This window comes from Salmonella enterica subsp. diarizonae, from assembly GCF_008692785.1.
GTDB classification, from domain to species: domain Bacteria; phylum Pseudomonadota; class Gammaproteobacteria; order Enterobacterales; family Enterobacteriaceae; genus Salmonella; species Salmonella diarizonae.
This window is the reverse complement of record NZ_VXJV01000010.1, coordinates 152684-167301: the sequence shown is the minus strand read 5'-3', so window position 1 is coordinate 167301 and position 14618 is coordinate 152684. Positions and strand designations below refer to the sequence as shown.

The window sequence follows — 14618 nt, the reverse complement described above, 5'->3', positions numbered from 1 at the left end:
CGCGGCCTTTTTCAGAATATCCCGCTCTTCCTCAGTGCGTTTAAGCTGTGCTTTCAGCCTGAGAATTTCTGTTCTGGCATCCAGTAAATCCTGTGCCTGCTGTCCACTGTTGTCAGGCTTAACAGCATGGAGCCATTTATATAGGCTGTGCGCCGACACGCCGAGCCGTTCAGATACTTCAGCAATAGAATAGCCCCGCTCGGTGATCTGGCGGACAGCCTCTCCCTTAAATTCAGGTGTAAAACGTGGTGTGCCCATAGACTCCTCCTATGCTCAAACTATAGGGCTGATTTGTCTACGGGCTCGGGGGCACTCCAACTGAAGCTGAAATCAATAGTGTACTCAAATCCTCTTTTGAAGAGACAAATAGGCAAATATAAAAATCTACCAGACACTCCGGAGCATAATTACTTGAATCAATAAAAATCAAATCAAATTCATCTTTACACATAAGATATCATGTGACCATCCGGTACCCAGAGTAAGTATAATTGTAATGATGAGACAGAGAACAAGGTATCTACTGCGGACTCTCAGAAGGTCACTGCGTCTTTACCCTTTATAAAAGATAACGACAAATGGATAGTCGTTATGCCAGCTTAATAAAAGTTATTTAAAAATGTACAATTATCCAGTGTGTCGTAAGATCCCGATCTTCTTGGCGGGAACATAGTTTATGGTTTTCAATCTTACTTTTTTTGTAAAGTTAGCGGTATAAAGCGACGCCAAGACTTTAAATTTCAGCTGCGACCATATCGTTATCAGGTTTATAACGATGAGACACTTTATTGGGAGCCATCGTTTCGTTTTTAACCATGCGCCAGCTCTCCAGAATGAGAACAATGAAACTGGAAGTGACTATATTATCTACACAAAGAAGGTTTCGTTGCAGATTGAGTGGACATAATTTTCGAATTTTATTGCGTCAGTGACACTGAATCTCAGAAAAATATCATCAGATATCCTAATCTGCTTAATTCTATGTAAAATAATACAATAACCATTTAACTGAGCTTGTCTTTATTAAATTATCACACTTGGAAATTATGTTTCAAACTATACGAATCCGTTTTCTTTTGGATGTTTTATTTTTGTCTCTTTGGTTTTTTATTGGTTTTGTTTGTTTTGTTTGTTTGGTTTGTTTGGTTTTGTTTATTGATTTTGTTTGTTTTGTTTTTATTTTCAAATATTGACGTGAATCTATTTTTGTTTAATTTCTCTGTTTTTCATATAATTTTGATTTTTTGTTTATTGGCGATCTTTTGTTCTATTTTTTGTTTGTTTTTTGGGGCTTTTATCTGTTTTTATTTTCTTTTTTGATGTTTTGTTTTGGTATTTGACCATATGTCGATATAAAAGATCGCTCAATCAACTCTTCACAGTACAAAATTCTTGGATATAATTTATAAAAACATTAAGTTGTTGATTATTTCCTTTATGCACTCTGTTATCACAGGCAACTGAATTGAGGGTCGTTTTGTATGCAAATGGGGAATATTCTTTGTCATCCGGAGGATAAGGTGCTTTTTTCCAAAAAGAGGGAAGGGGTATTGATGCCTGGGGAGGTACCTGAAGAACAATTCTGGTTGCTGATTGAAATATCTTCTATCCATAGTGAACGTAATATCCATGCGCTGAAAGATTATCTGGTTTCTGGTTATTCCAGGAAGGCTGTCTGTGAGCGTTATGGTGTTAATAATGGTTATTTCAGTACCAGTCTTGGTCGTCTGCACCGCATTAATCAGATGGCCTGGAAACTGGCGCCTTATTACAGGAATGCTGTCTGACTATCTGAATTAATATTCACTTTGACGGATTTTATATGAATAGATTTTCAGTATTCATTCTCCTGCTATTGGTGGGGAGCGAATTCTCTCATGCCTCGGTTCAGAAAACCATATTCAGCGCTGATGTAGTGGCCTCTGCCTGTCATGTGGTGGTGGATGCTGAAGGCACCAGCAGCAGCCGGCTCATTTTCGGTACGTACCGCAAGTCATCTGCTGTATCTGTGCCACCACGTGATTTCACCGTTCGGCTGTATGAGTCTGGTGCCACGGTTCAGGGTTGCTCTGCTTTTCTGGCAGGACAGATCGCCACCCTAGACTTTGGTAACCCTGGACAACTTGATGCCGCTGGCGTGGTAACCCACGGGGCCGGAGACGGGATACGTATTGATGTTCGGGCGGTGGATGCGCAGGCAGACACCCATGGACGTCTGACACAGGCTACTCATACGGTTAACTATCCTGTGGATTTCGCGGCCAGGGGGCAATTCCGTTTCCGTGCACAGCCAGTCATCCCGGCAGACGTGAAGGCCGGGGAATATAGCGGGGCTCTGACTTTCGTGGTGACCTATCAGTAAGAGAATGAGGAACAACAGAATGAATCGGAAGCAGGCGTCATCACAGTCCCCTCTATATTACCGGACGGTCCTGGCACTTGCGATAGCGGTTGCACTGGGCGGTGGTACCGCAAGTGCCGGGGAAAAACTGGACATGTCATTTATTCAGGGGGGGGGGCGATATGAACCCTGAAATCTGGGCTGTCCTGAACGGTAGTTATGCGCCGGGGCGTTATCTGGTTGATCTGATCCTGAACGGTAAGGACACAGGAAAGCAGATACTTGATGTGACACCACAGGACAGCGAGGAATTGTGTCTGCCGGAAGCATGGCTGACAAAAGCCGGAGTCTATATCAGCCTGGACTACTTTCGGGATGGCTATGACACCACTCGGCAGTGTTATGTGTTGACCAAAGCACCGTCCGTAAACGTGGACTTTGATGTTTCCACTCAGACCTTGGCGCTGGCTATTCCCCAGAAAGGTCTGGTGAAAATACCTGAGAACGTGGAATGGGACTACGGCACTAGTGCATTTCGTGTGAACTATAACGTGAACGCCAATACCGGAAAAAATAACACGTCAGCCTTTGGCTCAGCAGACCTGAAAGCCAATATTGGTCGCTGGGTGGTGAGTTCGTCGGCCACAGCCAGCAACAGTGACAACGGCGATAACACTGCCACGATAAATATGTTTACGGCCACTCGAGCCATCGGGGCAATGAGCGCAGACTTGGCGGTTGGGAGGACATCGACAGGTGACAGCCTGCTTGGCAGTACCGGGACTTACGGGGTGTCCCTGTCACGCAACAACAGTATGAAGCCGGGGAACCTGGGATATACGCCTGTGTTCAGCGGGATTGCAAACGGACCGTCGAGGGTAACCCTGACACAGAATGGACGACTGCTGTATTCAGAGATGGTGCCGGCCGGGCCATTCTCCATCACAGATGTATCGTTGTACACCAGTGGTGATGTGACGATGAAAGTTACCGGAGAGGACGGTCGGGAGTATGCGCAGAACTTCCCGCTGTCGGTTATAGCCGGGCAGCTGAGTCCGGGAGAGCATGAGTTCAGTGTAGCAGCGGGGATGCCGGACGATGACAGTAATATTAAAGGTGGCGTGTTTGCTGCCTCTTATGGCTATGGCCTGGACGGACTGTCTCTACGGGGGGGCGGAGTGTTTAACCCGGACTGGCAGGGGGGCAGTGTTGGCATAGTAGCCGGGTTGGGATATCTGGGGGCAGTGTCAGTTGATGGTGCGTATGCCACAGCAAAATACAGGGACGGCAGCCATAGTGGCAGCAAGGTAAAGCTGGCCTGGAGTAAGCAACTGGATATAACGAACACAGGACTGCGCGTGAGCTGGTCACGGCAGAATGAGGAATACGAAAACCTGTCCTCCTTTGACCCGATGGAGTTGTGGGTGCAGTCAAATCACGGACGTCGGATAAAGGATGAGTGGAATGCTGGTATCAGCCAGCCGGTGGGGGGATTATTCAGCCTGTCGGTATCGGGCTGGCAACGGAGCTATTATCCGGGGAATGTTATCGCCAGTTATTACTACCGTGATGACAATGGGAAAGAGAAAGGGCTTACTGGCACGATGAGTACACAGATAAAGGGCGTAAGCCTGAATCTGGGGGTGTCCGGCTCAAGAAACTCACAGGGGGAGAACAACTGGTCGGCTTCTGCATCAGTGTCGGTACCCTTCACCCTGTTTGACCACAGGTACAGTAATAGTACATCCGTAACAACCAGTAAGGGAGGCGGAACCGGATTCAGTACCGGGGTATCAGGCTCACTGAATGACCGTTTCAGTTATGGGGTTGGTGGTGGTCGTGACAGCAGCGGTGGTGCCAGCAGTTATCTGAACACGTCATACAGCGGTGATCGGGCGTATCTGAGTGGCACTCTGAACCATTCATCCGGCTCAGGAACCAGTGGTTCTGTATCTGCCAGTGGTTCAGTACTGGCGGTGCCGGCAGTACGGGATGTCATGTTCAGCCGGACCAGCAGTGACACAGTGGCGGTGGTGAGCGTGAAGGACACGCCGGGCGTACGGGTGACATCAGGAAACGGAGAAACCAACCATGATGGCAATCTGGTAGTACCCCTGAGCAGTTACGACTGGAACACGGTGACCATTGATGCGGGTACCCTGCCACTTAACACCGAGCTGAGTACGACTAGTCAGAAGGTGGTGCCGACTGATAAAGCGGTTGTGTGGATGCCGTTTGATGCGCTGAATGTACGCCGTTACCTGCTACAGGTGAAGCAGCGTAATGGTGAGTTTGTTCCGGGCGGAACTTGGGCTCGGGACAGTAAAAACACCCCGCTGGGCTTTGTGGCTAACAATGGCGTGCTGATGATTAACGCGGTAGATGTGCCGGGTGATATCACCCTGGGGCAGTGCCGGATACCTGCGAAAAAACTGCAGGAGACTGAGAAACTACAGGAGATTACGTGTGAATAAGCGTAGTGCAGTAACGAAGTTTTTCACCAAAAAAGTGACAAAAGGTCTTGGTATGACCTTGGCCCTGATGGTAGTCAGCCAGAGTGCGCTGGCCTCTCTGGCGGCGGACCAGACCCGTTATATATTTCGCGGGGACAAGGATGCGCTGACCATCACGGTGACCAATAACGATAAGGAGCGCACCTTTGGTGGGCAGGCTTGGGTGGACAATATTGTGGAGAAAGATACCCGCCCGACCTTCGTGGTGACTCCGTCCTTCTTTAAGGTGAAACCGCAGGGCCAGCAGACGCTGCGAATCATCATGGCATCAGACCATCTGCCGAAGGACAGGGAGTCTGTGTACTGGCTGAACCTGCAGGATATCCCACCAGCACTGGAGGGTAGCGGGATTGCGATTGCCCTGCGCACGAAGCTGAAGTTGTTCTACCGCCCGGAAGGGCTAATTAAAAATCGTAAGGGGGCTGAGGAAGGTATTAGTCTGCAGAGCCGTCCGGATGGCAGAACTGTGCTGGTTAATACCACGCCGTACATCTACGCCATTGGCAGCCTGCTGGACGCGAATGGCAAAAATATTTCGGTGGACAATGACACAGCCCAGAAGCTGCTGATGTTCATGCCCGGGGATGAGGTGCAGGTCAAGGAAAATGTGGTGAAGGTGAGTTCCCTGAACGATTACGGCGAACTACAGACTTGGGCCATTAACCAGAAGAAGCCGGGAGAGGCGGAAATAAAAAGCGTGTCTGAGAAAAAAGCAAGCACAGAAGCCGGTACAAAGGAATAACTGGTCATAGTGGCATAAAGGGAAAGCATGATGAAAAAAACACTGATGGCTGTGGCTCTCGTCACATCCCTGCCGGTGCTGGCAGCAGATTACAACGAGAAAACCCAGTACCTAGGAGTGGTGAATGGCAGGGTGGTAGGCAACAGCGTGGTGAAGGTGACTCGTACGCCAGCAGAGCCAGTACTATTCCGGGCAGAGAATAACGACTCGCTACCGGAAGAACTGGTTATCCGGCATGCGGAAAGCCGCCCGGCATCAGGAGGCCTGACCAACATCACGGTGAAGCAGCTCCTGGCGGACGGGCGGGACGCGCGACTCACCCTGAAAGCCGGTCTGATGGTGGACGGGAAAAAAGTGGTTATTACTGCCAGTCAGCGGGGGGAGGACGTGGTTATCAGTGTACCGGCAGCGACCAGACTGGTGGAACTGAGAAGTGATGCGCCGGTAGAGCTGGAAGTACCGGCAAACTACAGGGGCAACTTGCAGGTGCCGGTGGAAGTGGAAGGGATTAAAACCAGTTAAAAAATAAAAAGGAACAGAATGAAATAAAAGTGCTATTGAGGTGAAGGGATTTCTTCCTTTATACGGAAGTAACGTAAAGCCATTCCGTACTTAAAAGATGAACATGTAAATGCAAGCATATTAATCAGGGGTAAGGGATGGTTTTGCGGTAAGACCGGAAAAAGGGATTGCCAAATTTAAAAAATACATTGTTGTTTTATAAAACTGAAAGGAATTTATTTTATGAAAAAAACATTGATTGCACTGGTTGTGGCAGCATCGGCAGCAGTATCCGGCTCAGCTATAGCATGGACTGCAAATGGTAATGGTGGGACTGTTGACTTTGGTGGTACACTGACTCCAGAAGTAGAAGGAAATCCATGGGAAGTAAAGATCGGTAGTGCGGTTAGTGGTTTGGATATTAATATTCAGCAAGGAGTGGATTCAGTTACTATTCCTGCTAAGGAGAATATTTCACTGCTGGGTATTCGCACTCGAACTAATGAAGCATTTAGGCCTCAAAGTGGAATTATTCCACAAATTGATTATGGTGATAGCGTTGATTTAAGATCTGGTGAATGGGGTAAGGTTGTGCTCACTCTACCGGTATTAAATTCAGACTCCCAAAAAATTGGCACTCTCCAAACATCCATGCAGGTTGGTGGCGGTCTATCTATAAAAGGTTCCGATAATAATGCAGATGGTGTTTATTCATTGTCAGCTGAAAAATGGGGATATGCTTTCCATGGTGGCCTACCTCTACGGCAGAATATTGGTGGGGCAAACAATATTACTAAATATTTTGATGGTGAAGTTAACAGGAATTTTACCACTCAGGGTCAACCAGAAACCTTTGAGAGATTTAAATCCACCGTATTTAATGATGGGGGGGCCAGCTATAGCGCATTTTATGCATCTGGCATTGCGCAACAAGAGGATATTCGTATTACTCTTGAATCTCCAGTAAGTAGTAACGCTCCCATTACATGGAAAGCATCTATGCCAATTACTGTTTCTTATCGGTAATATCGCAGATGCTCGAGCATAATAGATTATTTGACTTCTGATTCTACTTAATTATTAAAACCGATGTTGGTTATACGGCTGGCATCGGTTATATCATTCCAGTGTTAGTTTTTATGTGATTTTCTGTTTTATTATGGTAGGTTTTATATGTGATTATATTGCTGAGGGTTGTTTTTTTCTTAAATAAAATAATGTGAATAACTATGAAACTCATCTGTCATTATAAATCTATTATTTTCACCCTGACTATGGTGACCCTGTTTTATTCTGCCATACCCAGGGCCGAAATTCTTGATGGTGGCGAAATTCAGTTTTACGGCTTTGTCACCGACGAGTCTCCAAAATGGACCTGGCAGGTTAGTTCTTATGAACAATCATGGTCAGTGGATATCGCTGATGCCCGAACAGAGAGCGGGCAACTTATCTTTGATTTACGCAATAAAGGAGCCTTGCCCTTTCTTGAAGGACATCTTTATGAGGTGGCCGAACGAGGCGGTCCCGGGTTCACTCCTTTTATTACATTCAGCAGTGCAGGCCAGCCTTTTTCCGTGAAAGACGGAGAGAGCACTGCCGCACAACATTTTCGCGCCTCTGTCCCAGTACGTGATCCGGAAAACGGTAATGTGGCCGGGCGACTTTTCTTCACGTTCAACCAAGGGATGGCTGTCAGTGTTGGTACGCAAATGGAAGGGACATCCTTGCCGGCAGGGATGTCCCTGGTCAGTGGACAGAGTGTAACCAAGGTATATTCAGAAACTCTGCCGCAGGGACTTAAGAACCGTCTTTCCTCACTGCTGCTGATGAATAAAGGCTTTGGCGATGGGATGAGTGCAAATGATAACAGGCAGGTTATCAGTCAGGGAGTTTTGGCTGACGGACGGGTTATGAACATTGCTGCGGCTTACGCTTCTGTAGTATCAGATTTTGAACTGCAATTGCCGTCTGAAGGAACGCCTTCACGGTGGCAGGCGGGACTGAATGTGACGGTGACCGTCCAGTGATTTCTGAACCGGGAGATAGACAGAGCATATGAAGAAAATAACATTTCTGTTACTGGCAGCCAGTTTGTTGCCATCTTGTGTGCTGGCCTGGAATACGCCGGGGGAAGATTTTAGTGGTGAGTTGATACTGGGGGGACCGGTTACCAGTACGCGAAACCCTTGGGTATGGAAAATTGGTGAAGGAAATGAAAGCCTGGATGTGAGGCAGGTACAGGGGCATTCTGGCAAAGGGCAGGTGACACCGGTATCTCTACCAGAGATGGCGGTGTTATTAGGGAAAACCACACAGGCCACCCCGTCAGGACGTGAAGGCCTCTCTCCCCGGGTGAACTACGGAAAAACAGCAGACGGTTTCAAACTGGAGTGGGTTTTGCCGGGGATGGCGGAAGTAACTCTTCCGGTGACAGGAGAGGATAACTCACGTATTGGCAGTTTCAGCTTCAGAATGCAGGCTGTGGCGGTAATGCGACATACAGTGAATGGACGGGCAATGTATGCCGGACTCTATGAGAACCTGAAGGGAAATGGTCTGCCTGAGCAGGCCGCAGTGATGTCGGCTGAACAAACTCCAGGGAAACTGCAGGCTATGTTTGGTAGCGAAGGGCCACTTTGGTTACAGGATATTGGCATCAACGAAACTATCGGCTTGAGCAGCTTCAGTGACGCAGCCTTACATCAGATAGAGGGGGTTTATGGTGCGCAGGTGGTTCCTGGCAGCGGTGAGCTCCGTTTGGCTGACAAAACATCGTCACGTTGGCGGGTATCCTTGCCAGTAAGTATTGAGTACCAGTAAGAGGGGGTGGGATAGTGAAAACAGCAAATTATATTTGTTCCGTAGTAGCTCTGTTATCTCTTCTGATGCCGACAACAAATGCTCGGATGCAGGACTTTACGTCCGGACACTGGCAGGAAGGAGGCGCTATGGGAACAGCAAACCTCAGCGGGACTCTGTATGTTCGCGGTGTGACCTGGCAATGGCATCCACAAATACTGCAGATGAGTAACAGTGGCTGTATCCAGGCCGGACTTCGTCTCGGCAAGCAGGGCATGATGAGTGAGAGTAGTCCCGGGCAGCTTTACTATATTCTTGGTGGCCATACAACGACACTGACAACGGTCCGTCCCGGGCTTCAGCCATCGGTGAGTTTGTTGCAAACTGATCCGGTTGCTCCCCGCCTGGAAGCCAGAGGTGAGCTGGCGAAAGGGCAGGTTAGGTATGGTGAAATTACTTTTTCCGTCCGGCATGTACTGGCCTGGCAGGATAGCACTACTGCAGACAGCGGATGGAGTGTAGTCAGTGGTGATGTCACTCCTGACATGGAGCAACAAATAAAAAATCAGTTATGGCAGGTGACCGGATATGACTGGGAGCCGGTGTATTCAGGTCTTACGGCACGACCAGATGCTTTTACGGCGATGCCTGACAGTATTCAGCCAGAAAATAAGACTAAGCATAATATTGCTGGCGCTTGGGTCACCGCGCTGGAAGATATTCGGGTGAGATTCCCGGGAGCTGAAGAGCCGGTCAAACGCTGGCAGGGTAACCTTACGCCTGTGGTAATGTATTTCTGACTACATAAGAGAGTATCCGGAGTGAAAATATCTGCATGTTATTTTTTACTTGTTAATTTTGGTAAGCATTATCTTGGTGCTGGTAGGGGTTGTTGGTCAGGCGTTTGAGGTGTGGTAAAGAAAGTACAACATGAACAGCATGTTACATAACCGAAAACGTGTACTACTGACCGGGAACTGTAAGTACGAACTGACCGGATTACACCATCTTCTTACAGATATAGGGTGTGAGGTCATGTACCAGGGAATACCGGGCAGCGGACAGTATGATCTTATTGTGATCGCTCTGAGTGCTGAGCCGCTGGCTGGCTGGGGAAAACATCTTCAGAATATCAGAGAACTGTACGCAGGTGTGCATGTGCCAATGATTGTGCTGGTTCCTCCCCAATTGCAGGCATTGCGACTTCTGAAGGGAGTTGCCCGGATTTACAACGGACGAGACAGATTATCCCGGTTGGAAACCGTACTTCGTCAGTCCCTCGACGGTGGTTTATGTCCGGCAGAGATGGAGGTGCTGACTTGCCGCCGACAGCGTACGCTAATGTCACTGCATATGGCAGTGAGCAGTAATACATCGTTGAAGCCAGCAAACCGAAGAGAGTATTACCACCGGGCCCGCCTTGTTGAATATGTGGGGGTGGACAGTCTGCACGTGTTGTGTATGAGTGGCTTGGTATATGAGGTATGCAGAGTGTCCCGTCAGCCTGATATCCCCGGGGGAAAGCGACTGGATTTTTAATTCCCTGCGCCGTGAGTACCACTGTCAATCGGGGACGCCACTCTGAATATTGAGACTAACAATCTTACGGAGAGCCTGGTCTGTCTGGTGGTCGGGAGTTAAGGATAAAGATGAATAAAATATATGCGCTTAAATACAGTGCAATTGCCGGTGGGGTTATTGCAGTATCTGAATTTTCCACAAAATGTACCCGCAGGATAATTGGAAAAAAACAGCTGAAAGCTTTGGTGTTACTATCGTTACTGTTTTTCTCCGGTCTGTCAGGTGCGTCCATTGTCAGTTCAGAAATTGATTATCAGATATTCCGTGATTTTGCGGGAAACAAAGGGATATTTAAACCTGGAACTACAAACATCTCTATTTACAATAAAAAGGATGAGCTGGTTGGAATACTGAATAAGGCTCCCATGCCGGATTTTAGTTCTGTTGGTGTACGTGCTCATCCGGGGGTGGCAACACTAATTAACCCACAATATATAGTTAGTGTGAAACATAACAGCGGATATCAGAATGTCAGATTTGGCGATGGTGAAAATGAGTATAATATTGTAGATCGAAATGATCATGCATCTCAGGATTTTCATGTTCCAAGACTTGATAAACTGGTCACCGAGGTTGTGCCAGCCGCTGTCACGGCGGAAGGCCAGAAAAAAAATGCTTATGCTAATACTGAGCGCTACACCTCGTTTTATCGTCTTGGGAGTGGCATGCAATATATCAAAGATAAAAACGGCAATGTAACTTGGAGATCAGAGGCTTATAGCTATCTGACAGGTGGAACTGTTGGTGCACCATCGTCATCCGATTATATTATTTCGAGCTGGCCTGGGAATGTGTTTGATCCGATTAATGGTCCTCTGTCTAGTTATGGGGCTCCCGGGGATAGTGGCTCTCCCTTGTTTGCATATGATTCATGGCAGGAAAAATGGGTAATAGTGGGGGTTCTTTCGACCTGGACCGGTGAAAATGGGACAAATAGTAGGTGGGCCGTTATCCCGCTGGATTTTATTGAACGCACTTTAACTGAGGACAACGATGTTTCTGTCACGTTTAACTCTTCACTCAGCGAACCGCTGCTCTGGTCGTTTGACCAGAGCAGCGGTACTGGTTCTTTGGCGCAGGCCAGTACCTCGTATAAAATGCATGGGCAGAAGGGGGATGATCTTAATGCCGGTAAGAACGTGGTCTTTTCCGGGAATGGAGGCCAGATTGACATTAGGAATGATGTTTCTCAGGGTGCTGGCTCACTGACCTTCAAGGATGACTATACAGTCTTTTCCTCAACGGGGAATATCTGGACTGGTGCTGGCATTATTGTTGATAAGGGGGCATCGGTCATCTGGCAGGTTAATGGGGTGAAAGAAGATAACCTTCACAAAATTGGTGAAGGTACCTTGCATGTGAACGGTAGCGGAGTTAATGAAGGTGGTCTGAAAGTTGGGGATGGCACTGTAGTTCTGAATCAGCAAGCAGACAAAAGTGGTCAGGTACAGGCCTTTAACAGTGTTAATATTGCCAGTGGACGACCCACAGTGGTGCTGGCTGATGACCGACAGGTGAATCCGGATAATGTCTCTTGGGGATATCGTGGAGGCACACTGGATGTGAATGGTAACAGTTTGACCTTTCACCAGCTGAAAGCTGCGGATTATGGTGCCGTGCTGGCGAATAATGCCGGCACACAAGCAACGATTACACTGGATTACACCCTGTCTCGGGAGAGCGTGGTTATAAATAACTGGGCTGACACTCGCACAGGAACTGCCGGAGAGCTTTATGAATACAGCAATCCTTATACAAAAACCACAGATTATTTTATCCTGAAAAAAGACCGCTATGGTTATTTTCCTACAAATCAGAGTAGTAATGATGTCTGGGAATATGTCGGTAATAACCGTACTGAGGCACAAAAACTGGTTGCAGACAGAGAGAATGAAAAGGGGTATCTGTATCATGGTCAGCTGAAAGGCAACCTGAATGTGTCAAATGCTGTACCGCAGGGAATTACCGGGGCTCTGGTCTTGGATGGTTCTGCAGATGTTTCCGGTACCTTTACTCAGGAGAATGGTCGTCTGACTTTGCAGGGGCATCCTGTCGTTCATGCGTATAATGATTATGCCTTGGCAAATAAACTGACTGCTATTGGCGATACGTCTGTCCTGACACAACCTACTTCATTTGGCCAGGACGACTGGGAATGCAGGGTCTTCACTTTTGATAAGCTGGAACTGAAGAATACGGATTTTGGGCTTAGTCGCAATGCCACTCTGAACACCATTATTGAGGCCGATAACTCCGTTGTTACATTGGGTGACAATCGTGTGTTTATTGATAAAAAAGACGGTGATGGTACTGCTTTTGTTCTGGAGGAGGGAAAATCTGATGCGGTATGGGAGGGGGACAGGAGTATCTTTAACGGCAGCGCTACGTTGACCGGGAATACTCAGCTGAATATTATTAACTCTGTTGTTAATGGTGACATCACTGGTTATTCGGGGACTCAGGTACAGTTATCCCGAAGCGGAAGATGGAATATGGACAAAAGTTCAACCCTTGATACTTTTCGCAGCCAGGGAGGTAATCTGTCCCTCGTCACGCCGGACTGGTCACCGAAGAATTTGACTGTGAATACCATGGATGCTAATAGCCTCCATATCAGTCTTGGTGTCAGCATCGCGGATAGTACAGGTGACCGGGTTGATATTCTGCAGAAGGCGACAGGTGGGCATAACATATTGGATTTGACCACTCTGTTTGATCAGTCTGTACTACTAAAGAATGATTTGACACTGGCCTCAGCACCTGCAGGTACATCACATAGTTATTTTTCTTTTGCCAGTCTGAACAGGGGTTTTACAGTGTATACACCTGATACACAGGTGCAGGAAAAGGATGGAAAGGTGTTATGGCAGTTGAAAAGCAATACTCCTCCGGGTATTGGAGAAAATAACGGTAATAACGGTAATGTGACTGTGCCGGATACTCCTGGTCCAGGAGAACCTGTCTTTAAAGGAGAGGATAACACCTCACTCCTTAAAAAAGCCCGGAGTTTATTTACTGCCCGGGAATATATTATCAGTAGTAATGTGGACCACTGGCAGCAGGTTGCGGATAATGCCAAAACTGAAAGCGGCCCACTGGTTATGGCTGGTTACAGCCATGGTGGATATGGGGACTTTACAGTGAGCCAGAGCGGACTGGATATCGGTTTCATAACTGCGGAAGATATGAAGTTCTGGGGGGGGGCCAGTATCGGGTTATATAAGGGACACAGTAGCACTGATGGTTATCGGGATGACTATAACCTGTGGGGTGGTAATATATTTTTTGGGATATCATCAGAGGAAGGTTTGTTTGCTGACGGTGGTGTAGGATATAAACGTTTGTCTGAACAGTTTTCTATTCAGGGGGAGCTGACTGACTTATCAGGCAAAGCGGATACGAATATTTTCACAGCAGGTGCTCGGGTGGGCTGGCGCGGGAATATAAAGAGTCTGGATATGAGCGTCACGCCATCTGCCTCACTTAACGGTGTCCAGGTGGGGGCTAATCGCCTGAAGGGGGAATATCGGTCAGCAGAGATTCAATCTGGGCGTGCTGTATGGCTGAAGACCGGCATTCTTGCGGAAAAGGATTTTGGGGGAATCATGGTAACAACCGGATTGTACCGTAATTTTACGCTGGATGAGATGCCAGGTATGGTGTTGAGTGATGCCTGGAAAGCCAGGCACTATTCGGCCGAGAGGGCAGATCGTTATACTGCAACGATAGGTATTGATGGAAAGATAACGGAGAAATTACATGTGCAGGTGAAACTGAACAGCAGCTTTGGTGGATACTTCAGAACTGACTGTGAAGGAGGGATGGGAGTGCGGTATGATTTCTGAGCTGGCTGATGAACAGCTCCGGCAGAATGATATACGGGAGATGACTGTTCCTGAGAAAATCATTGAATTTATGAGGAACAGTATTAATGAGGATGGCCAGGTATTTTTCCGTAGCAGGGAAATAGCAGACGCAATTGGACTGACGATATACCAGATACGTGCGCATTTAACCCTGCTGCAGGACGCAGGGATAGTGGAAAGGGTTAATATCGGGAGAGGACGTCCAGGGGTATGGATACTGAAATAAAAACTGAGGACATCATACGGAAGGGAGATATTTTCTCTTGTGGTTGCTG

At 47.6% G+C, this 14618-nt stretch carries 11 protein-coding genes and 1 pseudogene; 11 read left to right on the top strand and 1 reads right to left on the bottom strand.

Translation table 11 applies throughout. The annotated features are described in order from the left end of the window. Nucleotides 1-258 (bottom strand): transposase (locus F4V72_RS20375; protein ID WP_150342501.1); only part of this gene is annotated, 258 nt, incomplete at its 3' end. Between the two features lie 1229 nt (nt 259-1487). Between F4V72_RS20375 and F4V72_RS20360 the strand changes: the two genes are divergently transcribed. The 11 genes and pseudogenes from F4V72_RS20360 (at nt 1488) to F4V72_RS20305 (ending at nt 14569) form a co-directional block, all read left to right on the top strand. After that, a complete protein-coding gene (locus F4V72_RS20360; protein WP_070804002.1) occupies nt 1488-1787 on the top strand; it encodes an adhesin biosynthesis transcription regulatory family protein in 300 nt (99 codons plus the stop codon). Between the two features lie 35 nt (nt 1788-1822). Beyond that, nucleotides 1823-2362 carry a fimbrial protein gene (locus F4V72_RS20355; protein WP_070803997.1) on the top strand — a complete coding sequence of 180 codons (540 nt, stop codon included), beginning with the start codon at nt 1823-1825 and terminating at the stop codon, nt 2360-2362. Between the two features lie 19 nt (nt 2363-2381). Beyond that, nucleotides 2382-4815, top strand: a pseudogene (faeD, locus tag F4V72_RS20350) (F4 (K88) fimbrial usher FaeD). Continuing rightward, entirely contained in the window at nt 4808-5596 is a 789-nt protein-coding gene (locus F4V72_RS20345) for a fimbria/pilus periplasmic chaperone (RefSeq protein WP_023249543.1), read from the top strand. The pseudogene faeD and the gene F4V72_RS20345 overlap by 8 nt, the downstream one beginning before the upstream one ends. 30 nt (nt 5597-5626) lie before the next feature. Continuing rightward, nucleotides 5627-6118: a DUF5462 family protein gene (locus F4V72_RS20340; RefSeq protein WP_023249544.1), complete on the top strand. Its 492-nt coding sequence runs from the start codon at nt 5627-5629 to the stop codon at nt 6116-6118. 222 nt (nt 6119-6340) lie between these two features. Next, nucleotides 6341-7123, top strand: coding sequence for a hypothetical protein (locus F4V72_RS20335; protein WP_150342500.1), 783 nt, complete (start codon nt 6341-6343; stop codon nt 7121-7123). Between the two features lie 203 nt (nt 7124-7326). Next, nucleotides 7327-8124 carry a fimbrial protein FaeH gene (locus F4V72_RS20330; RefSeq protein ID WP_023249546.1) on the top strand — a complete coding sequence of 266 codons (798 nt, stop codon included), beginning with the start codon at nt 7327-7329 and terminating at the stop codon, nt 8122-8124. A 28-nt stretch (nt 8125-8152) separates the two neighbouring features. Then, nucleotides 8153-8917 carry a K88 minor fimbrial subunit protein FaeI gene (locus F4V72_RS20325; protein WP_023249547.1) on the top strand — a complete coding sequence of 255 codons (765 nt, stop codon included), beginning with the start codon at nt 8153-8155 and terminating at the stop codon, nt 8915-8917. Nucleotides 8918-8982: 65 nt separating this feature from the next. Next, nucleotides 8983-9696: a hypothetical protein gene (locus tag F4V72_RS20320; RefSeq protein ID WP_044136667.1), complete on the top strand. Its 714-nt coding sequence runs from the start codon at nt 8983-8985 to the stop codon at nt 9694-9696. A gap of 849 nt (nt 9697-10545) precedes the next feature. Then, nucleotides 10546-14322, top strand: coding sequence for a S6 family peptidase (locus tag F4V72_RS20310; protein WP_136058547.1), 3777 nt, complete (start codon nt 10546-10548; stop codon nt 14320-14322). Then, nucleotides 14312-14569: a FaeA/PapI family transcriptional regulator gene (locus F4V72_RS20305; protein ID WP_023249551.1), complete on the top strand. Its 258-nt coding sequence runs from the start codon at nt 14312-14314 to the stop codon at nt 14567-14569. The genes F4V72_RS20310 and F4V72_RS20305 overlap by 11 nt, the downstream gene beginning before the upstream one ends. Nucleotides 14570-14618: the final 49 nt, after the last annotated feature.

What these genes read in the sequence shown, in the direction of transcription:
- F4V72_RS20360 (WP_070804002.1), top strand. Translation starts at nt 1,488, where the DNA reads ATGGGGAATATTCTTTGTCATCCGGAGGATAAGGTGCTTTTTTCCAAA.
- F4V72_RS20355 (WP_070803997.1), top strand. Translation starts at nt 1,823, where the DNA reads ATGAATAGATTTTCAGTATTCATTCTCCTGCTATTGGTGGGGAGCGAA.
- F4V72_RS20340 (WP_023249544.1), top strand. Translation starts at nt 5,627, where the DNA reads ATGAAAAAAACACTGATGGCTGTGGCTCTCGTCACATCCCTGCCGGTG.
- F4V72_RS20335 (WP_150342500.1), top strand. Translation starts at nt 6,341, where the DNA reads ATGAAAAAAACATTGATTGCACTGGTTGTGGCAGCATCGGCAGCAGTA.
- F4V72_RS20330 (WP_023249546.1), top strand. Translation starts at nt 7,327, where the DNA reads ATGAAACTCATCTGTCATTATAAATCTATTATTTTCACCCTGACTATG.
- F4V72_RS20325 (WP_023249547.1), top strand. Translation starts at nt 8,153, where the DNA reads ATGAAGAAAATAACATTTCTGTTACTGGCAGCCAGTTTGTTGCCATCT.
- F4V72_RS20320 (WP_044136667.1), top strand. Translation starts at nt 8,983, where the DNA reads ATGCCGACAACAAATGCTCGGATGCAGGACTTTACGTCCGGACACTGG.
- F4V72_RS20310 (WP_136058547.1), top strand. Translation starts at nt 10,546, where the DNA reads ATGAATAAAATATATGCGCTTAAATACAGTGCAATTGCCGGTGGGGTT.
- F4V72_RS20305 (WP_023249551.1), top strand. Translation starts at nt 14,312, where the DNA reads ATGATTTCTGAGCTGGCTGATGAACAGCTCCGGCAGAATGATATACGG.